The organism is Sanguibacter antarcticus, from assembly GCF_002564005.1.
Classification (GTDB): Bacteria; Actinomycetota; Actinomycetes; order Actinomycetales; family Cellulomonadaceae; genus Sanguibacter; species Sanguibacter antarcticus.
The window spans coordinates 2,442,820-2,466,321 of sequence record NZ_PDJG01000001.1 but is presented as its reverse complement, the minus strand read 5'-3'; the positions used below and the strand labels follow the sequence as shown (position 1 = coordinate 2,466,321).

The following is a 23,502-nucleotide window of genomic DNA, read 5'->3' as shown; positions in this document are numbered from 1 at the left end:
CGACCGTCGTGGCTCCAATGCTCGACCGGGCCGCGAGACCGTGCCGGCCGCGCTTCTCCGTCAGGTCAGTCGATGACGCCGTAGAGGCGGTCGCCTGCGTCGCCGAGGCCCGGGACGATGTACGCCTTCTCGTTGAGGCGCTCGTCCACGGCGGCGACGACGACCTTGACGTCGACGCGGTCGCCGATCGACTTCTCGAGGACCTCGAGGCCCTCGGGCGCGGCGAGCAGGCAGACGGCCGTGACGTCACGGGCCCCACGGTCGAAGAGGAAGTCGATCGCGGCGACTAGCGTGCCGCCGGTCGCGAGCATCGGGTCGAGGAGGAAGCACTGGCGACCCGTGAGGTCGTCGGGCAGCCGGTTGGCGTACGTGACCGCCTCGAGCGTCTCTTCGTTGCGCTGCATCCCGAGGAACCCCACCTCGGCGGTGGGCAGGAGGCGGGTCATGCCGTCGAGCATGCCGAGCCCGGCGCGCAGGATCGGGACGACGAGCGGGCGCGGGTCCGCGATGCGTGTCCCGACCGTCTCGGTCACCGGGGTCGTGATCGTGTGCGGTTCCGTGCGCACCTCGCGCGTGGCCTCGTACGCGAGGAGCGTGACGAGCTCGTCGACGAGGAGCCGGAAGGTCGGCGAGGCCGTCTCCTGGTCGCGGAGGACGGTGAGCTTGTGTGCGACCAGCGGGTGGTCGGCGACGTGCAGGCGCATGAGAGAACGGTACCGCGCTCTCACCCTGGCATGCTGCCACGCCGGTGCCGCTGCCATACTGGCGCGCATGCACCACGACGGACGGTACGGCTGGGCCATGGACCTTGCTCTCGACGAGGCGCGGCTCGCGCTCCGCACGGGCGACGTCCCGGTCGGCGCCGTGGTCGTCGGTCCGGACGGGACGGTCGTCGGGCGCGGTCACAACGCGCGAGAAGCGACAGGCGACCCGACGGCTCATGCCGAGGTGATCGCCCTGCGCGAGGCTGCCACGGCGGTCGGGGAGTGGCGGCTCGAGGGCTGCACGCTCGTGGTGACGCTGGAGCCGTGCGCGATGTGCGCCGGCGCGGTCCTGCTCGCGCGCGTGCCGCGGCTCGTCCTCGGGGCGTGGGACGACAAGGCGGGGGCGACCGGGTCGGTGTGGGACATCGTGCGCGACCGCCGGATGAACCATCGCGTCGAGGTCCTCGGCGGCGTGCAGGAGGAGGAGTGCGCGGGCCTGCTCAGGGACTTCTTCGCAGGGCACCGACAAGAGCGGTGAGGACCTCGGAGGTCCCGGCGTCGAGGCGGACGGTCGCGAGGTCGTCCCCGCGCGTGGTGCCGCGGTTGACGATCGCGACCGGTTTGCCCGCCTTCGCGGCGTGCTTGACGAACCGGAGGCCCGAGTGGACCGTGAGCGACGACCCGGCGACGAGCAGGGCGTCGGCGCCGTCGACGATCTCGAACGCTCGCGCCACCCGTTCCTTGGGGACGCTCTCGCCGAAGTAGACGATGTCTGGCTTGAGCATCCCGCCGCACCGCTCGCAGGCGACGGGGTGGAAGTGGGCGGTGGACTCGATGACGGCGTCCGCGTCGGGGGCGATCTCGATGTCGGCGACGTTCCCGATGCTCTCGACGAAGCCCGGGTTCGCTGCCTCTAGCCGCACGGCGAGCGACTCGCGCGAGACCACGTGCCCGCACGTGAGGCAGACGACGCGGTCGAAGCTTCCGTGGAGGTCGACGAGGGTGCGGCTGCCGGCGACCCGGTGGAGGGTGTCGACGTTCTGCGTGACGACGCCGGTGACCGCCCCGGCGCGCTCTAGCTCGACCAGCGCACGGTGGCCGGCGTTGGGGGAGGTGCGCTGCACGTGCTGCCAGCCGACGTGGTTGCGCGCCCAGTAGTGGCGTCGGAACGCGGCGTCGCCGACGAACTGCTGGTACGTCATGGGGGTGCGCGGCGGCGAGTCCGGCCCGCGGTAGTCGGGGATGCCCGAGTCGGTCGACATCCCGGCCCCGGTGAGCACGGCGACGCGGTGCCCGGCGAAGATCTCGACGAGGGGCGCGAGCACGGGATCGGTGCTGAGGGTCTCGATCGTGTCCATCCGTTCCAGGGTACGGCTGCACCGATGTGCGGCGAACGGTCATGAGCATTCACCTACCGCCGATAGGTGAATGACGTCCCGGTCCTGGGGCGCCCCGTCATCGTCGCCGGATCCCCCGCGAACGAACCAGGAGGCACTGTGCAGACCACGGACATCGCCAGCCGTCTGAACCATCGAACCGGACGCAGCCTCGGGCTCCGTGCACAGCTCCTCCTCACGGGGGTGGGCTCGGTGGTCGTCACCGCTGTGCTGCTCACCGTCGCCGGTGCCGTCGAGAGCGCGTCGCTCGCCGACGGCGCGAGCGCGGACGTGCGCGCGCTCAACGAGTCGTCGCTCGACACCACGGTCATGCAGGCGGAGTCGCTCGTCGCGACGCAGGTCGCCACCGTCACGTCCCGGCTCGAGTCCGACCTCCGCGTCGCCCAGCAGGTCTTCGCCGGGCACGGCCCCGTCGTGCTGGACTCGTCGGTCGCGTGGCGCGCGACCAACCAGACCACGGGCGACGCCACCGACGTCACGCTTCCCCGGCTGTCCGTCGGCGAGACCTGGCTCGGCCAGAACACCGACCTCGCGACGACCACGCCCGTCGTCGACGAGATCGCCACGCTCCTCGGCGAGGCCGTCACCGTCTTCCAGCGCATGAACGACGACGGCGACATGCTCCGTGTCGGGACGACCGTCCCGACCGCCGACGGTGCGCGCGCCATCGGCACCTACATCGGAGCCACGGGAGCCGACGGCACGCCCAACGCGGTCGTCGCGTCCCTCCTCGCAGGCGAGAGCTTCTTCGGCACGGCAACCGTCGTCGGCGAGACGTACGTGACGGGCTACGGTCCGTTGCTCGACGCGTCGGGCGAGGTCATCGGGGCCGTGTTCGTCGGGCTGCCGCAGACGGACGTCGACGCGCCCCTGCGCGCGGCCCTCTCCGAGATCGCGATCGGCAGCGCCGGCTACGTCACGGTCGTCAGCGCTGCAGGCGACTATGTCGTTCCGCCGCCCGGCAGCGTCGAGGGGGACTCCGCGCTCGACGCCGTCGACGCTGACGGCACCGCGTACGTCCAGGGGATCGTCGACGCGGTCGCGGACGGACAGGGCGAGCACGCCCGGTCGCGCGTGACCTTGGCCGGCAGCGGGGCCGCGACCGTCGAGGCAGGATCGTTCCCGGCATGGGGATGGACCATCGCTGCCTGGGGCTTCGACTCCGACCTCGAGGCAGTCCCCGCGAACCTCGAGGAGGGCGCGAGCGCGCTCGCGCGCGACCTCATGCTCATCGGTCTCGCGGTCGCCGCTCTCGTCGCCGCGGTCGTGGTGTGGACCTCCGGGCGGATCACCCGACGGCTGGTCCGGCTGACCGATGCCCTGCGTCGCGTCGCGGACCGCGACCTCTCGGTCGTCGTCGTCCCGGAAGGCACAGACGAGATCGGTGTCATGGGGGAGGCCCTGCGCGAGGCCGTCGACGGCATGCGGACGGCCGTGCAACGGATGGAGACGAGCGCCGGGTCGCTCCACGCGACCGCCGGAGGGCTCGGGGACTCCAGCCGTGCTCTCGAGGGCATCGCGGGCGACGCGCAGCAGCGGGCGGCCGAGGCCGCCGGTTCCGCGTCGGTCGTCTCGTCCGAGGTGCAGGCCGTCACCGCAGCGATGACCGAGATGAGGACGTCGATCGAGTCCGTGGGGCACGACGTCCGGTCGGCTGCGACGGAAGCCGTGCGGGCCGTGGGACTTATCACCGAGACGTCGGAGTCCGCGGAGCGGCTCGGAGACTCGTCCTCGCAGATCGCCGCGGTCCTGCGCACGGTCACCGCGATCGCCGAGCAGACGAACCTGCTCGCGCTCAACGCGACCATCGAGGCGGCCCGCGCCGGGAACGCCGGCAGCGGCTTCGCGGTCGTGGCCGGCGAGGTCAAGGAGCTCGCACGCCAGACGGCGACCGCGATCGACGCGATCGAGCCGGTCCTCGACGCCGTGCGAGCGGACGCCGGGGACGTCACGGCGGGCATCGCACGGATCGCCGCAGCCATGGCGGAGGTCAACGAGCGGCAGGGGGCGGTCGCGGCCGTCGTCGAGCAGCAGGCGATGACGACGACGGAGATCGAGCGGAACCTCGTGAGCGCTGCGACGAGCTCGACCGACATCGCCGACAACATCGCTCTCGTCGCACGGACGTCCGAGGCGACGAGCCAGCAGGTCGGCGAGGTCCGCGGCGCGGTGAGCGACCTCGGCCAGGTGGCGTCCGAGCTGGCCGACGGGGTCCGGGAGTTCACGCTGACGTCCCGGTGAGATCCCGGTGAGATCCCGCTGACCGGCAGGCGCCCGGGGCGTCGATTGGGAGCTTCGGGCTCTCGGCAGGTACTCTTCTGGGCGAGGTAGCGTGTCCGAGCGGCCTAAGGAGCACGCCTCGAAAGCGTGTGTGGGTGAAAGTCCACCGTGAGTTCGAATCTCACCGCTACCGCCACAGATCCTGGTCGTTCAGGGTCATGCAGTGCCAGAACCCCCCGTTGGGAGCCCTGAAGGGCTTTGAGCGGGGGGTTCTGTCGTGTTCTTGGGCGAGAGGTCGAGGGCTCCCGCGCCTCATGGCCCGTCCAGCCCGTCTCGTGCGTCCACCACGACGACGCCCGCGCGAGGATGTGTGAGACTCGTGTCATGCAGGACGTCACTTCTGGCACAGATCTTCTCGCCCTCGTCCCGCTCTACATCGCTGTAGAGCCTCGGGACCCGCGTGGCGAGGGCGCCCGCACGGAGGACGCCATCGAGCACGTCCCCGCAGCGACCGTCGAGGAGGTCGCGGGTGTCCTCACCCAGCTCGGCATCCCGGCGGAGATGATCGACGGTACGCACATCGGTGCGCCCGGCTGGGTCATCGCTCGCACGGTCGGCTGGAGCGATGGGCGCATCGTGCGCTGGGCGCCGGACGAGAACCCGGCGAACGGCCCCTACCCCACGCTCTCGTGCGACGACGTCGCGACCTACCTCTCGCGGGCGATCGACGTCGCGTGCCGGGTCGGCGAGGAGCTCGAGATCCCGTCCGACGCGAGCGCGGACCACGGTCTCGGCATCGTCATCGAGCAGCGCTCCGGTGCCGTCGTCGGTCGCCTGCGCTCCACGGAGGCACCGCAGCTCGCGCACCTCATGGAGTCCGACCTCTGGTTCGCGCAGATCGACGGCACGTCGATCGTCGCGGCCGTCGACCCCGGTGCGGACCTCGAACCGGTTGCGACCTCGGCGTCAGCGACCCCGACCGTCGGCCTCGAGCGCAACGGTCCCTGGCGTCGGATCGGCCTCATGCGCGGCCGCGCCGTCGTCGCTGCGCACGAGTGGGGGCCTCGGTGGAAGCACCTCGACCCGTCCGAGGGCGTCGCACCCACCGACGGCGTCATGACCCTCGTGCACGAGTACTTCGACACCCCGGTCGGGGACGTCGGCGAGTTCGCCCGCACGCTCGACCTCACCGACTCGCAGACGCGCGCCCTCCAGACGCTCTTCGACGACACCGAGGCCGACGACCCCTTCACTGCCGTCATGCGGCTCCTCGGGCTCCCGGTCGAGGCCGCCGAGGTGGCCGAAGGCTGGTTGGACCCTGCGGAGCTGCCGGACGTCCGACGCGTCGAGTCGCAGCCCTTCGTCCAGGCGATGTGGTCCTCGCTCACGACAGTCCCCACCGAGCCCGGCCGGATCAACGACCTGCAGCGCCTGTGGATCTACCGTCCACGTGCGTACTGGCTGCTCTCGATCGCCGAGGCGGTCGCCGCAGGCGGCGCGGCAGCCATCCTGCTGCGGCCCGGAGCCCAGCGGGGGAGCACGTCCCGGACCGCTCTCGGGTGGGCCTGCGCAGCGGCGGCGGTCGTCACGGTGGCAGACATGGCGTTGCCGCGCCGCTGGCGCGGGCTCGAACCCCGATAGCCTGCCGACCGTAGGGTGAGGTCATGGACTTCAGAATCTTCACAGAACCCCAGCAGGGCGCGACGTACGACGATCTTCTCGCGGTCGCGAAGGCGACCGAGGACCTCGGCTTCGACGCCTTCTTCCGCTCCGACCACTTCCTCGCGATGGGCGACGGCGACGGGCTGCCCGGCCCCACGGACGCCTGGCTGACGCTCGCGGGACTGGCCCGCGAGACGAGCCGCATCAAGCTCGGGACCCTCGTCACCTCGGCGACGTTCCGGCACCCGGGACTCCTCGCGATCCAGGTGGCCCAGGTCAGCCAGATGAGCGGCGGCCGCGCGGAGCTCGGGCTCGGAGCCGGCTGGTTCGCGCGCGAGCACGAGGCGTACGGCGTCCCGTTCCCTGCGAAGCGCTTCGGTCTCCTCGAAGAGCAGCTCGAGATCATCACCGGCCTGTGGGGGACCCCCGTCGGCGAGACGTACTCGTTCGACGGCACGCACTACACGCTCACCGACTCCCCGGCGCTCCCGAAGCCGGTCGGGAGCGTCCCGGTGATCGTCGGCGGCAACGGGCCCAAGCGCACCCCTGCTCTCGCGGCGCGTCATGCGACGGAGTTCAACGCGGCCTTCCCCGAGCTCGACGCGCTCGCACCGACGTTCGCACGCGTCCGGGAGGCGTGCGAGGCGATCGGCCGTGACGCGGACGAGCTCACCTACTCGACAGCCCTCATCATGTGCGTCGGTGCGAACGAGGCAGAGTTCGTCGAGCGGGCGCGAGCGATCGGGCGCGAGCCGGCAGAGCTGCGCGAGCACGGCATCGCCGGGACGGTCGACGAGGCGGTGGACACGCTCGGCAAGATCGCGGAGCAGGGCGTCGAGCGCGTCTACCTGCAGGTCATGGACCTCTCCGACCTGGACCACCTAGACCTCGTCGCGCGAGAGGTCGTGTCGCGCTCCTGACGACACCCTCCTGACGACACCCTCCTGACGACGCCGCGCGGCCCGGCCGCGATGCTCGGCATCCTCGTGCTGCCGATGAGCCCCGTCAGCGGCTATCTCGCTGGCCCAGACGACGCGGCCGCCGCCCTCGAGGCGTCGCGGGACCTGCCCGACGAGCGCATCGACGACGGCAGCACGCGCAGCTACCTGCTGGCGTCGATCACGTCCCGGCTCTAGACGTCCCAGCTCTCGTAGCTCACCCCGACGACAGCGACGAAGACGAAGAGGAGGACGAAGGCCAGCACAAGCAGCGCCAGCCCGACGTAACCGGTGATGAGCCCGGCGAGCGCCAGCCCGGCACCCTGCGCGGTGTTCTCTCGGAGCTGTCGGCGGGCGATGTGCCCGAGGATCACGCCGACGATCCACCCGACGACCGGCACGACCGTCCACCCGGCGATCGACGCGATGAGCGATCCGAGCGCCATGGGGTTGGTCGCGGTGGGCGCACCGTACGGGTAGCCGCCAGGCCCGTTCGACGGGTACTGCTGCTGGTACGGGGCCCCCTGCGGCGGCGCGCTCTCGTAGGACGACGGGCCGGGGGTCCCGGCGTCGGCTGCGGGGGTGCTGTAGGGGTTCGACGGTGCAGCACCGTCGCCGGGCTCTTTGCTGAAGTTGGGGCTGGACACGGTTGCTCCTCTGTCGCTGTGGGCAGTCTGTGCCTCGATCGTACGCACCCTGGGTCAGGCTGCGTCTAGCCCGCAGTATCCTGCTCCGTGGGTCGCAGGAGCGGCCCACCACGTGCATGCTCGTGTCTCGGGAGATCACCGTGAAGCTTGGCTGGACCGTCCATGGCGACGGCAAGACGATGGGACCGTCCGACGTCGTCGGGCCGGGAGAGCGGTTGTCGTGGCCGCTCACCGTCGGCATCGGTCTGCAGCACATCGTCGCGATGTTCGGTGCGACGTTCCTCGTCCCGCTTCTCACGGGCTTCTCTCCCGCGACGACGCTGTTCTTCTCCGCGGTCGGGACCGTGCTCTTCCTCCTCGTGACCGGCAACAGGCTCCCCAGCTACCTCGGATCGAGCTTCGCGTTCATCGCGCCCATCGGTGCAGCGACCGCGTCCGGCGGTCAGTCGGCGGCCGTGGGAGGCATCCTCATCACGGGGCTGACGCTCACCGTCGTCGGCGTGGTCGTCCACCTCGCCGGGGCCCGGTGGATCAACGCGATCATGCCGCCGGTCGTCACCGGCACGATCGTGGCGCTCATCGGCTTCAACCTCGCGCCGTCGGCGTGGGGCAACGTCCAGACGGCGCCGGTCACCGCGATGGTGACGCTGGTCTCGATCGTCCTCGTCACGGTCCTGTTCAAGGGGATCGTCGGACGGCTGGCGATCCTCGTGGGCGTCCTCGTCGGGTACGGCTGCGCGGTCGTCCGTGGGGAGGTGAGCTTCGCGGGTGTCGAGCAGGCTGCGTGGTTCGGCCTCCCGGAGTTCGTCACCCCGACCTTCCAGGTGTCCTTGCTCGGTCTGTTCGTGCCGGTCGTGCTCGTCCTCGTGGCCGAGAACGTCGGGCACGTGAAGTCGGTCGCAGCGATGACCGGGCAGAACCTCGACGACCTGGCCGGGCGCGCCCTCCTGGCGGACGGGCTCGCCACGACGTTCGCCGGTCTCGGCGGAGGATCCGGGACGACGACGTACGCGGAGAACATCGGTGTCATGGCCGCGACCCGCGTCTACTCGACGGCGGCGTACTGGGTCGCGGCGTGCGGTGCGCTGGTGCTGAGCCTCTCGCCGAAGTTCGGCGAGGTCATCGCCTCGGTCCCGGGCGGTGTGCTGGGAGGTGCGGCGACGCTCCTCTACGGGATGATCGGCATGCTCGGTGCGCGCATCTGGGTGCAGAACAAGGTCGACTTCTCCGACCCGGTCAACCTCACGACGGCGGCCATCGCTCTGGTCGTCGGCATCGCTGACTTCGCCTGGACGCCGGGCGACCTCGAGTTCAAGGGGATCGCGATCGGCACGGCAGCCGCACTGGGGATCTACCACTCGATGCGCGTCCTGTCCCGGTGGCGCGGGACGAGCCAAGAGGCTGCGTCGCCCGCGTCGGCGCCAGGAGGCAGCGAGGTCGAGAGCGCCGGACCGGTCCAGTAGGAGCCGGCCGGGCGCTCAGCCTGCCGGGACCGCTCAGCCTGCCGGGACCTCTTCGGCAGGGGCCTCGTCGGCCGGAGCGTCTTCGGCAGGCTCCTCGGTCGACGCGACGAGCGGGAGCGCCTGCGGGGTGATCTCGTTGATCGCGACGCACCCTTCCCGGGAGATCATCGGGACGGTCGGGTCGAGCGTGACAGCCTCGGGAGCCTTGACCGTCTCGAAGGAGGACCCGAGCAAGACGTCGACGCTCGCGTCCTCGCGGGCGTCGTAGTAGAGGTCAGCGTCCTCGAAGTGAGCGGCGACGGTATAGGCGGACGCGAGACCAGAGAGCCCGAAGGAGATCCGGATCCCTTCGACGACCACCTCGGTGTTGCCCGTCGACGCGACGGTGAACCCACGGTCCGCGAGCGACGACGAGGCGCTGGCGGCCAGGCCGCCCTGGCTCGTCGCGTTGAGCACGTTGACGGGGATCGTGTCGTACGGCACCGGGAGGGTGCCCTCCGGGATGCACGGCTGGGCGAGGACGACGTCCTGCTTGACTTCCTTGGCGCTGAAGCCTCGGTCGAACGGCAGGTCGATGGTGTCGGTGTAGACCGCGACCGCGGTGAGCCCCGTGACAGCCAGGGATGCGATGAGCACCCCGAAGATCACGGCTTGTCGTTCGTGCTTGTGTCGTCGTCGCAGGGTGCGCGCGTCTCTGACGTCGTCAGGCGTGGTCATCCGAGAAATTTACCGCCTCTGGGTCTCAGTCGATGACGAAGACGCGCGCATGGAGCAGCGAACGTTGCTGGAGCGCGGCGCGCAGCGCCCTGTGGAGCCCGTCTTCGAGGAACATCACGCCCTCGTACTGCACGACGTGCGCGAAGAGGTCTCCGTAGAAGGTGGAGTCGTCCGCGAGGAGCGTATCCAGGTTGAGGGTGCGCTTGGTCGTCACCAGCTCGTCGAGCCGCACCTGCCGCGGGGCCACTGTCGACCAGTCCTTGGCCGTCACCAGCCCGTGGTCCGGGTACGGTCGGCCTTCGCCGACCCGCTTGAAGATCATGGAGACAGTCTAGGTGGAGGTCGATTTGAGACGAACCACGCCTGTTCGTGCTCGTCCGGCCACGTGCGCACCCGGGCGTTCACCAGGACATGAGAACATCCGAGCGAGGCGGGAACGCCACACGGTGCCAGAAGCCGTGCTCGAGAACCAGGGGACCTGTCAGCTGTGACCTTCCAGACGTCTGATGCCGGTACCGACCGCATGCGAGCCGGGGCGCGTGCCCCCGAGCCGCGAACTCTCGTCGAGATCTTCGCCGCGACTGCGGCACGGTTCCCCGGTTCCATCGCGATCGACGACGGCGACGAAGAGTTCACCTACGCGGCGCTGCAGCTGGCGGTCGAGGCGCGTGCAAGGCGGCTCGTCTCCGCCGGTGTGCGGGTCGGGGACCGCGTCGGCATCCGGGCGGAGTCCGGCACCGTCGACCTCTACCTCTCCATCCTGGCGATCCTCCACGCCGGGGCGGCGTACGTCCCGGTCGACGCCGACGACCCGGACGAGCGCGCCTCGCTCGTGTTCGAGGAAGCCGAGGTGGTGGCTGTCGTCGGTGACGACGGAGCCGTCACCCGCGGAGCCGTCACCCGCACAGGCGAGCACGCCCGGGCCGGTGTCGTGCACGACGTCGAGGGCGCGAGCCCCGCCGACCTCGTGAGCCCAGGCCTGGGCGACGACGCATGGATCATCTTCACGTCCGGCTCCACCGGCCGTCCCAAGGGCGTCGCGGTCACGCACCGCAGCGCCGGAGCGCTCGTCGACGCGGAGGCGCGCCTGTTCCTCCAGGAGCGGCCGCTCGCCCCCGGCGACCGGGTCCTGGCGGGGCTGTCGGTCGCCTTCGACGCCTCGTGCGAGGAGATGTGGCTCGCCTGGCGCAGCGGAGCGACCCTCGTCCCGGCTCCTCGCTCGCTCGTCCGCTCGGGCACGGACCTCGGTCCCTGGCTCGTCGAGCGCGAGATCAACGTCGTCTCCACGGTGCCGACGCTCGCCGGGCTGTGGCCCGTCGAGACGCTCGACGCGGTCCGCCTGCTCATCTTCGGCGGCGAGGCGGTGCCTGCCGAGCTCGCGACCCGCCTGTGGCGCGAAGGCCGCGAGCTGTGGAACACCTACGGGCCGACCGAGGCGACGGTCATCGCGTGCGCCGCGACCCTCGAGCCCGGTGAACCCGTGCGGATCGGCCTCGCGCTCGACGGCTGGGACCTCGCCGTCGTCGGGCCCGACGGGGCAGAGGTCGCCGAAGGAGAGACGGGGGAGCTCATCATCGGCGGTGTCGGCCTCGCGCGGTACCTCGACCCGGAGCTCGACGCCGTGAAGTTCGCCCCGATGCCCAGCCTCGGCTGGGAACGCGCCTACCGCAGCGGCGACCTCGTGCAGCTCGACCACGCAGGCCTCCTGTTCGTCGGACGGGCTGACGACCAGGTCAAGGTCAACGGTCGACGCGTCGAGCTCGGCGAGATCGACGCGGCGCTCCTCGGGCTCGACGGCGTCGGCGCCGCAGCAGCCGCCGTCCAGCGCACCCCAGCAGGCACCGCCGTGCTCGTCGGATACGTCGTCCCGGCCGGTTCCCGGACGCTCGACACCGGCACGCTGCTCGCCGCGCTGCGCGACGAGCTGCCCGCATCGCTCATCCCGCTCCTCGCCGTGGTCGAGGACATCCCCACGAGGACGTCGGGCAAGGTCGACCGCGACGCCCTCCCGTGGCCGCTGCCCAGCACCGGCGGCGTCGGGGAGACCCTCGTCGGGACCGCCGCCTGGGTCGGCGACCAGTGGGAGACCGTCATCGGCGTCCGCCCGCTCGGCGAGGACGACGACTTCTTCGCCCACGGCGGCAGCTCGCTCACCGCAGCCCAGCTCGTCTCCGCGCTGCGCGGCCGCTACCCGGAGGTGACGGTCGCCCAGGTCTACGCCCACCCGGAGGTCGGCGCCCTGGCGGCCTATCTCGACAGACGCTGGCCGCCCCTCTCCGCAGAAGACGCCACCGCGGCGGGCACCGCGAAGATCCGGCGCGTCGGCCCCGTCCCGGTCGCCAGCCAGGTCGCCCAGCTCCTCGTCCTCGTGCCGCTGCGCACCCTCGTCGCGCTCCGGTGGGCGACCGCGCTCGCCGCGATGAACAACCTCCTCGACCTCGCCTGGCAGGTCCCGTGGACCGTCCCCGTGTCCTGGTGGTGGGTGGTCGCCGGCTGGCTCCTCACCGTCAGCCCGCTCGGCAGGATGGGCGTGAGCGCACTCGGCGCCAGGCTCCTCCTGACCGGCGTCGCCCCCGGCACCTACCCGCGCGGCGGGTCCGTCCACCTGCGCCTGTGGTCCGCCGAGCGCCTCGTCGAAGGCTTCGGCGCGCTGACGGACGGCACCGCCCCGTGGGTCGGGGTCTACGCACGTCTCCTCGGCGCACAGATCGGCAGAGACGTCGACCTCCACACCGTCCCGCCCGTGACCGGGATGCTCGTGCTCGGGCAAGGGTGCGCGGTCGAGCCCGAGGTCGACCTCTCCGGTCACTGGCTCGACGGCGACCTCCTCCACGTCGGACGCGTGACCATCGGCGCCGGTGCCACCGTCGGCGCCCGCAGCATCCTCTACCCCGGGGCTCACGTCGGGGCAGGAACCGACGTCGCTGCGGGCTCCGCCGTCCACGGACGCACGAGCGACGGCGACTACTGGGCAGGCTCCCCGGCACGCCGGGTCCACGGGGCCCGGCACCCGTGGCCCGCCGAGCAGCCCTCCCGGCCACGCCGGTGGCTCGGCGTCTACGGCGTCTCCGCGGCTCTCCTCGCTGCGCTCGCCCCGCTCGCCGCCACCCTCGGCCTCCTCTCCGTCGCACCCGTGGTCCGTGGGACGCAGACGCTCCGCGAGGCCGCCGGCCCCCTCCTGCTCGCGACCGTCGGCGGGACCGCCCTCGCCTACCTCGTCTACGCCCTCTTCATCCTCGTCATCGTCCGGCTCCTCGGCCGCGGCCTCGTCGAGGGGTACCACCCGGTGCGCTCGCGGGTCGGGTGGCAGGCGTGGTGCACCGAACGCCTCATGGACTCGGCGCGCACCGTGCTCTTCCCGCTGTACTCCTCCCTCGTGACCCCGACGTGGCTGCGGCTGCTCGGCGCGAGCATCGGCTCGGACGTCGAGGCGTCCACCGTGATCGGCCTGCCGAGCATGATGCGGGTCAAGGACGGAGCCTTCCTCGCTGACGACACGATGGTCGCCCCCTACGAGCTCGGAGGAGGGTGGGTCCGGGTCGCGGTCGCGAAGGTCGGGCGCCGTGCGTTCCTCGGGAACTCCGGGATGACCGCGCCGGGGCGGACCGTCCCGAAGAACGGCCTCGTCGCGGTCCTGTCCGCCACACCGAACAAGACACGGTCCGGCTCGAGCTACATCGGCAGCCCGCCTGTCCTCCTCCCGCGCGCGGCGACGCTCGACGACGGCGGACTGACCTACTCGCCACCTCGAGCGCTGCGGCGCGCCCGCGGTCTCGTCGAGGCGTGCCGCGCGGTGCCGGCGGTCCTCGTCGGAGTTCTCGGCGTCGTGGTGCTCCTCGTGCTGGAGGCGGTCGTCGTCCACCTCGGATGGGGTGCAGCCCTGCTCCTCGGCGGGCTCGTGCTGCTCGCCGTGGGCGCGCTGGCCGCCGGCGTCACGATCGCGGTCAAGCGGTTGCTCGTCGGGCGGGTCACGGCTGGTGAGCACCCGCTGTGGAGCGCCTTCGTATGGCGTGGCGAGCTCGCGGACACGTTCACCGAGATGGTCGCAGCGCCGTTCTTCGCCGACGGTGTCAACGGCAGCCCGGCGCTCGTGTGGTGGCTGCGCGGCATGGGTGCACGGATCGGCAAGGGCGTCTGGTGCGAGACGTACTGGCTCCCCGAGGCCGATCTCGTCCGGCTCGACGACGGGGCGACGGTCGGCCCCGGCTGCGTCGTCCAGACTCATCTCTTCCACGACCGCATCATGAGCCTCGACCTCGTCACGCTCCAGGAGGGGGCCACGCTCGGTCCCCGCGGGGTCATCCTGCCGGCGGCCGTGCTCGCGCCCGGCTCCGTCGTCGGGCCTGCGTCGCTCGTGCTGCGCGGGGAGACCGTGCCCGCCGGGTCGCGCTGGGCAGGCAACCCGATCGCCCCGTGGCACACGCGTGACGTCCCGGACGTTACGGTATGACCGTGGTCCACGAATGAGCGACGCCGATCGTTACGAGCCGTCTCACGGGAGCCGTGGGTTTCACGTCGAGCACTATGACCTCGACCTCACGTACCGGGTCTCGGCGAACCGCCTGAGCGGGACCGCGACGCTGCAGGTCACGATGCTCGAGGACGCCAAGGAGATCACGCTCGACCTGGTCGGTCTCGCTGTCGACAAGCTCTCCGTCGCGGGGGCCCGGCTCGTGAAGTATCGCCACCGGGACGGTCGTCTCGTCGTGCGGCTCAGCGAGAAGCTCGCCGCGGGTGCGGAGTGCACGGTGACCGTCCGCTACAGCGGCAACCCTGGGCCGGTCGCCAGCGCCTGGGGGCCTGTGGGGTGGGAGGAGCTCGACGAGGGCGCTCTCGTCGCGAGCCAGCCCGTCGGTGCACCGTCGTGGTTCCCGTGCAACGACCGCCCAGGTGACAAGGCCACCTACCGGACGTCCCTCACGGTCGACAGCCCGTACTTCGTCCTCGCTCACGGGACGCTCGTCGATCGACGCGTGCGTGCGGCCACCACCACATGGGTCTATGCGGAGACGCACCCGACCTGCACGTACCTCGCGACGGTGCAGATCGGGCACTACTCCGAGATCGTCCTCGCGGGCGGGCCTGTCCCGCAGCGTCTCGTCGTCGGCGGGAAGCACGCGTCGTCTGCGACACGGTGGCTGGAGCGCCAGCCCGAGATGATGACTCTCTTCACCGAGCTCTTCGGCCCGTACCCGTTCGACGCCTACACGCTCGTCGTCACCGACGACGACCTCGAGATCCCTCTCGAGGCTCAGGGGGTCTCGATCTTCGGGAGCAATCACCTCGACGAGGCAGACGCCGTGCGCCTGGTCCCTCACGAGCTTGCGCACCAGTGGTTCGGCAACAGCCTCTCTGTCGCGAGCTGGCAGCACATCTGGCTCAACGAGGGCTTCGCCTGCTACGCCGAGTGGCTCTGGTCCGAGGCCTCCGGCGGCCCGACGGCCGACGCCCTCGCGCGCCGGTTCTGGACCCGTCTCCACAAGCTCGACCAGGACCTCGTCCTGGCCGACCCAGGCCCGGACGACCTCTTCGACGACCGCATCTACAAGCGTGGGGCTCTGACGCTGCACACGCTGCGCACGGCGATGGGGGACTCGGCCTTCTTCGACCTCGTCCGCGACTGGGTCGCCCGCAACCGCCACGGGGTCGTCACGACGGAGGCGTTCCGCTCCCTCGCGGCCGAGCACGCGGTCACGGCCGGGGGGACGAAGCTGGCGGTGCGCGTGGCGTCGATCCTCCTTGCGTGGCTCGACGACGAGCATCTCCCGCAGCTGCCTGGACGCTGACTCCGCTCGCGCCGCGCTCTCAGGCGGGCGTGACCGGGATGCCGTGCGTCGCGCGGCGCTTCTCGGCGTACATGCGTGCGTCGGCGATCGACGTCAGCTGTTCGCCCGAGAGCTCGTTCCCTCGGCGGACTGCTGCCGTCCCGATGCTCGCTACAGCCGAGGCCGTGGTCGAGCCGAGGTCGACGGGAGCTGACAGCGCCTGGTGGATCCGTGCGACAGTCTCGGTCCGCAGGACGTCAGGGGCGCCGATGATGATGAGGATGAACTCGTCACCTCCGAACCGTGCCACGAGGTCGCGCTCCCGGACGACGGCCTGCAGCCGGCCGGCGACTGCGACGAGGAGCTGGTCGCCGACGTGATGGCCGTGCTCGTCGTTGACGTCCTTGAAGTTGTCGAGGTCGAGGAAGCACAGGAGCGCACCGGGCAGGGTCCCTTCGCGGACCTGGCGGATCGTCTGGTCGAGGTGCTGGTCTGCGGCGCGCCGGTTCGGCAGGCCTGTGAGCGCGTCGTGCGTCGCCTGGTGGGCGAGCTCTTGCTCCGTCCGGTGCTGGAGGCGCGCGAGCTGGGCCACCCGGGCGAGGACGAGCGGGACGAGCACGAGAGTCCCGGTGGTGAGCAGAGCCTGGTCCGCTTCTTCCCCGACAGACTCTCGGGCGGCCGCGAGGAGAGGATTGAGAGAGAGCGCGAGGGCCAGGAAACCGAGGTGCGGGTAGCTCAGCCGCTGGGTTCGTGGTCGGTGCGACGCCGTGAACGTGAGGTCCTGCGGGCGGAGGGCCGCGGCGGCGAAGGTCACGTTGGACAGGACCCACAGCGCTCCCACCCAGGGGGCTTCCACGCCTGTGGTCTCGTCGACGTTGACCAGGAGCGCCATGTTGGCGACGATCGCAGCGAGCGCCGCGAGGGCGAGACAGCCGAGGGTGAAGCGGGCGCGCTGGGAGGTGACGATCGCACGGCCCATCGCCCCGGCGATGCCGCTCACGAGGAGCAGCCCGACGAGCGCCACGGACCGGTCGACAGACGACACGACGCGATCGGTGAGAGCGGTGTCCACGACGCCGGCCCACAGCAGCACGGCTGCCCCGGTCGCGAAGATGGCAGAGTCGATGGCCTTGCCGCCGTCGTCGCGCATGGCGGGGAGGACGAGAAGGACCGTCGCGACGAGCAGGCCGGTGTAGCCGAGCAGGACGGCGATCTGGGCGACGACGGCGAGGCCCTCGGGCAGCGACGGTTCCGCCGTGCGCAGGAGCCAGATCGCGGCGTCGAGGGCGAGGCAGAGCGAGCCGCCGAGCGCCCACCGCCACGGCCGGGTGACCTCGGGGCGCCGCGACGGGACGATCATGGTGATGGCGATCGCGACCGAGGGGAGCAGCGCCGAGAGGAAGAACACGACGGCCGCGAGGACGCCGTCCATCATGAGGAACCCACCGGGCGCGATGATCGCGACAGCGACGATGGCGCCGACGGCGGGGCGCGCCGATCGGGCGCTGGCACCCTCGGTGCTGCTCGTGGACATGCCCTTCCATCGGCACCTGCGGGGACCACATGAGCCGTCGAACGCGCATGAGGGGGGCGAAATGACACGGGAGGCCTGCGATCACCGTGCGGTGATCGCAGGCCTCCCGTGCTGAGGCCGTGCTGTTCTTCTGCGGAGGATGGGGGATTCGAACCCCCGAGGGCGTTAACCCAACCGCCTTTCCAAGACGGCGCCATAGGCCACTAGGCGAATCCTCCGTGGTGCACCGGGCGTACCCAGCCTGACGAGAATAGCGGACGCGGGGCGTCAGACCGAATCCGCGCTGTCGCCGCTCCTCTCCTGGGGCGGTGGGTGCGCGCTGGGCAGCTCAGGCCCCGGCGGTTTTCTCCTGGAGGGTCCGTCTGCGTTAGGCTGCATCTCGACCCCCCGTGCGGCGTCATCTTGCTGAACTCCCCCAGGGCCGGAAGGCAGCAAGGGCAGGTGAGCTCTGATGGGTGTGCGGGGGGTCCTTTCATGCCCTCGTGCGTGTTCTCGTGCGCTCGACCGAGAGCGATCGCCGAGCTGATGGCCGTCTATGTCCGGTACGAGGCGATTCTGTCCGCGATGCGGTCCTAAAAATGTTCACACCGTGAGATTTCTGGAGCGCAGGTGGTGCGCACCGGTATCGCCCCGCATGATTGCTCCCATGGTCACGCCGAGCACCTCCCGCCACGTCCGAGCCAGCGCACCGCGCTGCTCGATGACGTGCTGCGCGTCGGCCCGCACCGTGGGCGTCATGCCCAGCGGGTGCTGTCGCTGACCTAGCGACCCACCCGGATCGGGCACTCCCCGATGCACGCCGCCCAGCGCGGCACCTCTCTGACACCGACGACGGTGCCCCTGGACCGCACACCAGCCGACCGGCCTCCGCCGCATCGTCGTGCGGACCTCCAGGTCCCCATCCCCTCGTGCGAGGGCGTCATGATCGCGGCCGCACGCCGCGTCCTGAGGTCGTCGCAGCTCCCCACCGTCGCCTCTCCGCACCACCACGACTCGAAGCCCCCACCGGCACCGCACAGGTGCCGCCCCGGAAGGACCACCTCTCATGACCCGCACGAACCGCTTCCCCCGGGCGTTCAGCGCCCTCGCCGTCGCCGGAGCCCTCGCGCTCGGCCTGAGCGCCTGCGGCGCCGACGAGCAGGAGACCGGCACCGGTGACACCGACGCGCCGATCAAGATCGGCGTCGTGAACTCCGCGGACGACCAGTGGACGATCTTCCAGGAGAAGGCCGAGGCCGCCGGCATCGCTGTCGACGTCATCGACCTCGGCGACTACACGCTCCCGAACCCTGCCCTCACACAGGGCGAGCTCGACCTCAACCAGTTCCAGCACCTGCAGTTCCTCGCCGAGTACAACGTCAACTCGGACGAGGACCTCACCCCGATCGGTGCGACCGCGGTCTACCCCCTGAGCCTCTTCTCGACGAAGCACGACTCCGTGGACGACATCCCCGAGGGCGCCGAGATCGCGATCCCGAACGACCCCACCAACCTCGCACGAGCGCTCCTCGTGCTGCAGGAGGCCGGCCTCATCGAGCTCGCGGACGGCGGCTCGTCCTCGTCCACCGAGGCGGACGTCCTCGACAGCTCGCGCGTCTCTGTCATCCCGGTCGACGCGACCCAGACGGCGACGAACCTCGAGAGCATCGACGGTGCCGTGGTGAACAACGACTTCATCAAGGACGCGAGCCTCGACCCAGAGAACGCCCTCTTCTCGGACAACGCCGAGAGCGAGGGGGCGCTCCCGTACATCAACGTCTGGGTCTCGCGCGCCGAGGACAAGGACAACGAGACGTTCCACGAGCTCGTCGAGATCTCGCACGACGCCGAGGTCGAGGCAGCCCTCCAGGAGGCTGCGGGCGGCAGCGCGTTCATCGCGAACCAGGACGAAGCAGAGCTCGCTGACATCCTCGCGGGCATCGAAGACAGCCTGCGCAACGGCTGACCTGCGCACCTCGACGCCGGGCCCGCGCTCCTGAGCGCAGGCCCGGCGTCCCTGGCAGGATGAGAGACCGCCCGACGCTCCGCTCCCGAGCGGGGCCTGCACCACCCACAAGGAGAGCGCATGAGCGTCGGAACGCCCGCGATCGTGAGATTCAGCGGGGTCACCAAGTCGTTCGCGACCCGCTCCGGCGAGGTGCGCGCTGTCGACGGCGTGACCCTCGACATCCACCAGGGCGAGATCTTCGGGGTGATCGGCTACTCCGGAGCAGGCAAGTCCACCCTGGTCCGGCTCATCAACGCGCTCGAGATCGCGAGCAGCGGCACCATCGAGGTCGACGGCCGCACGATCACGGGCCTCTCCGAGGGCAGCCTGCGCAGCGTCCGGGCCGGCATCGGGATGATCTTCCAGCAGTTCAACCTCCTCACCTCCCGGACGGTGGCCGGCAACGTGGCCTACGCGCTCGAGGTCGCCGGGTGGTCCAGGGCGCGGCGCACGGCGCGCGTCGCGGAGCTCCTCGAGTTCGTCGGGATCGCGGAGAAGGCACGCCAGTACCCCGGCCAGCTCTCGGGCGGGCAGAAGCAACGCGTGGGCATCGCACGCGCGCTCGCGACGAACCCGCGCATCCTCCTGGCCGACGAAGCGACGAGCGCCCTCGACCCGGACACCACCCAGGACGTCTTGGCGCTCCTCAAGAAGGTCAACCACGACCTCGGCATCACCGTCGTCGTCATCACGCACGAGATGGACGTCGTGAAGTCGATCTGCGACCGCGTCGCCGTCATGGAGCGAGGCACGGTGGTCGAGCTCGGTGACGTCTACTCCGTGTTCGCGAACCCGCGGCACCGCGCCACCCGGCGCTTCGTCGAGTCGTCCATCAAGGACCGGCCGACGTCCGACGTGCTGGAACGCCTGCGGCACCGGCACCCCGGGCGCCTCATCACGGTGTCTGTCCACGAGGACGGCACGTCCGGCGGTCGGATCACCGACGTGCTGGCCGAGCACCGCGTGCAGGGGACCATCATCTTCGGGGGGATCAGCGAGGTGACCGAGCGCCCCTTCGGTTCCCTCACGTGGGAGCTGGAGGGTGCGGCCGCGGACGTCGAGCGTGCCGTGGTCCGGCTGCAGGGGTACACCCGGGTCGTCGACCTCGGGACGGCCGAGCACCCGCTCGTCGACCCGGACCTCGACCCGGGGACGGGCTCGACCCCGTCGGATGGGCAGGACGGAGGCCAGGACGGCGGCACGGCGGAGCTCGCTGCGCTGACCACGGACGCGGAGAACGCAGCCCAGGTGGGCGGGCTCTCGTTCTTCGGCGGTCACCTCAACCCGTTCGCACCGTTCCGCAGGGGGAACCGATGAACCGCGACTGGACCTTCCTCAGCCCGATCCTCGTCGAGGCACTGGGCGACACGCTCTACATGGTCTCCGTGAGCATGCTCGTCGGCGGCGTCGTGGGGCTGCTCCTCGGGCTCGGGCTCTACGTCGCACGGACGGGGAACCTGCTCTCGAACGGTCCCGTCTTCGCTGTGCTCAACGTGCTCGTCAACATCGTCCGACCCATCCCGTTCATCATCTTCCTCGCCGCGATCGCGCCGGTGACGCGCGAGGTCATGGGGTCGACGCTCGGGACCACCGCCGTCATCTTCCCCATGTCGATCGTCGCGGCCTTCGCGTTCTCGCGGATCGTCGAGCAGAACCTCGTCGCCCTCGACCCGGGCGTCATCGAGGCAGCGCGGGCGATGGGTGCCTCGCGGCTGCGGATCATCTGGTCGGTGCTCATCCCCGAGGCGCTCGCGCCGCTCGTCCTCGGGTACACGTTCCTCTTCGTCGGTGTCATCGACATGTCGGCGATGGCTGGCCTCGTGGGCGGTGGCGGTCTGGGTGACTTCGCCATCCGGTACGGGTACCAGAAGTTCAACTGGGAGGTCACGTTCGTCTCGCTCGGTGTGATCATCGTCATCGTCCAGCTCGCCCAGCTCCTCGGGAACCGTCTGGCGCGCAAGGCTCTGCACCGGTGACGGTGCGCGGCGCCCGTCGGACGCACGTCGCGGATCGTGCGGCGGGCTCGCAGCCGGTCCGCGCGCTCCGCCGCGGGCTGTCAGGTCCACCGTCTAAGGTGGCGACGTGAGCACAGCCCTGTACCGCCGATACCGTCCTGAGAACTTCGCCGAGGTGATCGGTCAGGAGCACGTGACGGGTCCGCTCATGCAGGCTCTGCGTTCCGACCGCGTGAACCACGCCTACCTCTTCTCCGGTCCGCGGGGCTGCGGAAAGACGACGTCGGCCCGCATCCTCGCCCGGATCCTCAACTGCGCGCGCAACACACCGCAGTCGCCGACCGACACCCCGTGCGGCGAGTGCGAGTCGTGCATCGACCTGGCCCGCGGCGGGCCAGGGAGCCTCGACGTCGTCGAGATCGACGCCGCGAGCCACGGTGGTGTGGACGACGCCCGCGAGCTGCGCGAGCGCGCCACCTTCAGCCCGTCGCGCGACCGCTTCAAGATCTTCATCCTCGACGAGGCCCACATGGTCACGGCGCAGGGCTTCAACGCGCTGCTCAAGATCGTCGAAGAGCCGCCGGAGTACCTCAAGTTCATCTTCGCGACGACGGAGCCGGACAAGGTCATCGGCACCATCCGGTCGCGGACCCACCACTACCCCTTCCGGCTGGTGGCACCCGAGACCCTCCAGGCGTACCTCGGCGATCTCTGCGCGAGCGAAGGGATCTCGGTCGGGTCCGGCGTGCTGCCGCTCGTCGTGCGTGCCGGTGGCGGCTCCGTCCGCGACTCGTTGTCCGTCCTCGACCAGCTCATGGCCGGCGCCCAGGACGCGACCCTCGACTACGAGCGGGCCGTCTCGCTCCTCGGCTACACGCACGTGACCTTGCTCGACGACGTCGTCGAGGCGCTCGCCGCACGCGACGGCGCGGTGATGTTCCGCGTGGTCGACCACGTCGTCTCGACCGGGCATGAGCCCCGACGGTTCGTCGAGGACCTCCTCGAGCGGCTGCGCGACCTCATCGTCCTGTCTGTCTCCGGCGACGCGGCCCAGGCGGTGCTCCGCAGCGTCCCGGCGGACCAGATGGCCCGGATGATGACGCAGGCGACGAACCTCGGTGCGACCGAGCTCTCGCGGTCGGCCGACGTGGTCAACGCCGCCCTGTCCGAGATGAGCGGCGCAACCTCGCCGCGTCTGCACCTCGAGCTCCTGTGCGCTCGCCTGCTCCTCCCGGCCGTCGACGACTCCCTGTCGGGCGTCGGAGCGCGTCTCGACCGGCTCGAGCGTGGTGTCGTCCACGCGCCGGTGCAGCAGGCCGTCGCGCCCGCCGTCCGGGCGCAGGCCGAGCCTGTCCCGGCCGCACCAGCACCGCCCGCAGCAGGTCCTGTCGAACGGGCGCCTGTCCCGGCTGCGCCTGCCGCAGCAGCTGCGCCAGCCGCGCCTGCTGCGCCTCGCCAGGACGAGGAGGTGCCCGCGGCGCACCCCATGCGCGAGCCCGCGGAGCACGCGCCGGTGGCGCCTGCTGCCGGTCGAGCAGCAGACGCACGTGTCGAGAGCTCGCCCTCGGTCCCAGCACCCAGCGCGGCACCGGCACCGGCACCGACGCAGGCGCAGGCGCAGGCGGCTGCGGCCGGTATGGGGAGCGCTGCGAGCACGGAGATGCTGCGCCGTCGCTGGCCAGAGGTGCTGGACACGTTGAGCAGGCTCCGGAAGGCGACGTGGGCGCTCGTGAGCCAGAACGCTCAGGTAGCGGACCTCACGGACACCACGCTCTACCTGACCTTCGCGTCGGCCGGTCTGGCGACAGCCTTCCGCAGCAGCCCCGGCGCCGAGCTCGTCCAGCGGGCTGTCCGGGAGACGCTCGGTTTCGACGTCCGTGTCGAGGGCGGCCTAGAAGAGCAGGTCCGCGGAGCGGGCGGGCCCAGCGGTCGGGGGGCTTCCTCTGGCGGAGCGACCGCGGCTCCCGGGGCAGGACCGGAGAGTGCTCCTGGGGCTGGGTCTGGCAGCCCTGTCGGCCGGATCGCGGGAGTCGACCCCGCAGCGGCTGCCGCGTCGTGGGACGCACCGGCGCGGCCGGCGAGCGGTGCGGCACCGGCGCCCGTGGCAGGCCCGTCGTCCGCAGCACAGCCGCCGCAGACGTCCGCGCCCCAGGGCCCCGGAGCCGTTGTGCGACCAGGGGCTACGCACCCGGGCGAGGTCGGCTCAGGGCCGTCGCACGCAGGACGGGCACGCCCGTCCGCAGGCGGCCCGAGCGAGTTCGGTGAAGAACCACCAGACGACTTCGACCCAGGGCACGAGCCCCCGCCGGAGCCGGAGCGCGAGAGCCCGCGCCAGGCGGCGGAACGTCGCGTCGCGCGCTCTCGGCGTGAAGAGATGGCTCGCACCCAGGTGGTCGACGACCCGCAGCCGGACGACGAAGACCTCGCGTCGTCGGGCCTCGTCGGTGCGCCGCTCGTCGTGCAGATGCTCGGGGGAGTGGTCGTCGACGACATCATCAACAGCGGCAGCTGAC

19 protein-coding genes, 2 tRNA genes and 1 other RNA gene are annotated in these 23,502 nt (G+C 71.1%); 14 read left to right on the top strand and 8 right to left on the bottom strand.

Annotated elements, in window-relative coordinates; translation table 11 throughout:
- Positions 1-65 precede the first annotated feature (65 nt).
- Complete coding sequence (upp, locus tag ATL42_RS11240; RefSeq protein WP_098455416.1) at positions 66-704, bottom strand: uracil phosphoribosyltransferase; 639 nt, start codon at positions 702-704, stop codon at positions 66-68.
- 67 nt (positions 705-771) lie between these two features.
- On the opposite strand from upp, the gene tadA reads away from it, so the two are divergent.
- On the top strand, positions 772-1,242 hold the full coding sequence (gene tadA / locus ATL42_RS11235) for a tRNA adenosine(34) deaminase TadA (RefSeq protein ID WP_169925400.1): 471 nt from the start codon (positions 772-774) through the stop codon (positions 1,240-1,242).
- Here tadA and ATL42_RS11230 read toward each other — a convergent pair.
- Complete coding sequence (locus ATL42_RS11230; protein WP_098455414.1) at positions 1,205-2,062, bottom strand: NAD-dependent protein deacetylase; 858 nt, start codon at positions 2,060-2,062, stop codon at positions 1,205-1,207. The two genes, tadA and ATL42_RS11230, sit on opposite strands and share 38 nt — an antisense overlap.
- Positions 2,063-2,128: 66 nt before the next feature.
- On the opposite strand from ATL42_RS11230, the gene ATL42_RS11225 reads away from it, so the two are divergent.
- The 5 genes from ATL42_RS11225 (at position 2,129) to ATL42_RS16435 (ending at position 7,119) form a co-directional block, all read left to right on the top strand.
- Positions 2,129-4,342 (top strand): methyl-accepting chemotaxis protein, encoded by a 2,214-nt coding sequence (locus ATL42_RS11225; protein ID WP_098455413.1) that lies wholly within the window; start codon positions 2,129-2,131, stop codon positions 4,340-4,342.
- 85 nt (positions 4,343-4,427) lie between these two features.
- Positions 4,428-4,517 (top strand) — tRNA-Ser (locus tag ATL42_RS11220).
- A 188-nt stretch (positions 4,518-4,705) separates the two neighbouring features.
- The gene (locus tag ATL42_RS11215; protein WP_098455412.1) at positions 4,706-5,962 is read left to right on the top strand and encodes a hypothetical protein; all 1,257 of its coding nucleotides are present in this window, start codon (positions 4,706-4,708) and stop codon (positions 5,960-5,962) included.
- Between the two features lie 23 nt (positions 5,963-5,985).
- Positions 5,986-6,903 (top strand): LLM class F420-dependent oxidoreductase, encoded by a 918-nt coding sequence (locus tag ATL42_RS11210; RefSeq protein WP_098455411.1) that lies wholly within the window; start codon positions 5,986-5,988, stop codon positions 6,901-6,903.
- Between the two features lie 51 nt (positions 6,904-6,954).
- Positions 6,955-7,119 (top strand): hypothetical protein, encoded by a 165-nt coding sequence (locus ATL42_RS16435; RefSeq protein ID WP_169925399.1) that lies wholly within the window; start codon positions 6,955-6,957, stop codon positions 7,117-7,119.
- Here the strand turns inward: ATL42_RS16435 and ATL42_RS11205 are convergent.
- The gene (locus ATL42_RS11205; RefSeq protein ID WP_098455410.1) at positions 7,116-7,568 is read right to left on the bottom strand and encodes a DUF4190 domain-containing protein; all 453 of its coding nucleotides are present in this window, start codon (positions 7,566-7,568) and stop codon (positions 7,116-7,118) included. The two genes, ATL42_RS16435 and ATL42_RS11205, sit on opposite strands and share 4 nt — an antisense overlap.
- Positions 7,569-7,708: 140 nt before the next feature.
- On the opposite strand from ATL42_RS11205, the gene ATL42_RS11200 reads away from it, so the two are divergent.
- Positions 7,709-9,031, top strand: coding sequence for a uracil-xanthine permease family protein (locus tag ATL42_RS11200; RefSeq protein ID WP_245862461.1), 1,323 nt, complete (start codon positions 7,709-7,711; stop codon positions 9,029-9,031).
- Positions 9,032-9,064: 33 nt separating this feature from the next.
- Here the strand turns inward: ATL42_RS11200 and ATL42_RS11195 are convergent, their stop codons facing one another.
- Together ATL42_RS11195 and ATL42_RS11190 are read right to left on the bottom strand one after the other, a co-directional pair.
- On the bottom strand, positions 9,065-9,748 hold the full coding sequence (locus ATL42_RS11195) for a LytR C-terminal domain-containing protein (RefSeq protein ID WP_098455408.1): 684 nt from the start codon (positions 9,746-9,748) through the stop codon (positions 9,065-9,067).
- Positions 9,749-9,773: 25 nt separating this feature from the next.
- Positions 9,774-10,070, bottom strand: coding sequence for a type II toxin-antitoxin system VapB family antitoxin (locus ATL42_RS11190; RefSeq protein WP_098455407.1), 297 nt, complete (start codon positions 10,068-10,070; stop codon positions 9,774-9,776).
- A gap of 201 nt (positions 10,071-10,271) precedes the next feature.
- Between ATL42_RS11190 and ATL42_RS11185 the strand changes: the two genes are divergently transcribed.
- Both ATL42_RS11185 and ATL42_RS11180 read left to right on the top strand, forming a co-directional pair.
- The gene (locus ATL42_RS11185; RefSeq protein ID WP_098456523.1) at positions 10,272-14,198 is read left to right on the top strand and encodes a Pls/PosA family non-ribosomal peptide synthetase; all 3,927 of its coding nucleotides are present in this window, start codon (positions 10,272-10,274) and stop codon (positions 14,196-14,198) included.
- Between the two features lie 13 nt (positions 14,199-14,211).
- Positions 14,212-15,534, top strand: coding sequence for a M1 family metallopeptidase (locus ATL42_RS11180; RefSeq protein ID WP_098455406.1), 1,323 nt, complete (start codon positions 14,212-14,214; stop codon positions 15,532-15,534).
- 19 nt (positions 15,535-15,553) lie between these two features.
- Here ATL42_RS11180 and ATL42_RS11175 read toward each other — a convergent pair whose 3' ends face one another.
- Complete coding sequence (locus ATL42_RS11175; protein WP_098455405.1) at positions 15,554-17,047, bottom strand: GGDEF domain-containing protein; 1,494 nt, start codon at positions 17,045-17,047, stop codon at positions 15,554-15,556.
- Positions 17,048-17,180: 133 nt separating this feature from the next.
- A tRNA-Ser gene (locus ATL42_RS11170) sits at positions 17,181-17,265 on the bottom strand.
- Positions 17,266-17,425: 160 nt separating this feature from the next.
- Here ATL42_RS11170 and ffs point away from each other — a divergent pair.
- Positions 17,426-17,522: signal recognition particle sRNA small type (gene ffs, locus ATL42_RS11165), an RNA gene on the top strand.
- A 107-nt stretch (positions 17,523-17,629) separates the two neighbouring features.
- Here the strand turns inward: ffs and ATL42_RS16430 are convergent.
- Positions 17,630-17,785, bottom strand: coding sequence for a hypothetical protein (locus tag ATL42_RS16430; RefSeq protein WP_169925398.1), 156 nt, complete (start codon positions 17,783-17,785; stop codon positions 17,630-17,632).
- Between the two features lie 307 nt (positions 17,786-18,092).
- Here ATL42_RS16430 and ATL42_RS11160 point away from each other — a divergent pair, with 307 nt between their 5' ends.
- The 4 genes from ATL42_RS11160 to ATL42_RS11145 all read left to right on the top strand — a co-directional run bounded on the left by ATL42_RS11160 (position 18,093) and on the right by ATL42_RS11145 (position 23,501).
- Positions 18,093-18,992 carry a MetQ/NlpA family ABC transporter substrate-binding protein gene (locus tag ATL42_RS11160; RefSeq protein ID WP_098455404.1) on the top strand — a complete coding sequence of 300 codons (900 nt, stop codon included), beginning with the start codon at positions 18,093-18,095 and terminating at the stop codon, positions 18,990-18,992.
- Positions 18,993-19,112: 120 nt separating this feature from the next.
- A complete protein-coding gene (locus tag ATL42_RS11155) occupies positions 19,113-20,351 on the top strand; it encodes a methionine ABC transporter ATP-binding protein (RefSeq protein WP_098455403.1) in 1,239 nt (412 codons plus the stop codon).
- A complete protein-coding gene (locus tag ATL42_RS11150) occupies positions 20,348-21,010 on the top strand; it encodes a methionine ABC transporter permease (protein ID WP_098455402.1) in 663 nt (220 codons plus the stop codon). Before ATL42_RS11155 ends, ATL42_RS11150 begins: the two co-directional genes overlap by 4 nt.
- Before the next feature lie 106 nt (positions 21,011-21,116).
- Entirely contained in the window at positions 21,117-23,501 is a 2,385-nt protein-coding gene (locus ATL42_RS11145; protein WP_098455401.1) for a DNA polymerase III subunit gamma and tau, read from the top strand.
- Position 23,502 lies beyond the last annotated feature (1 nt).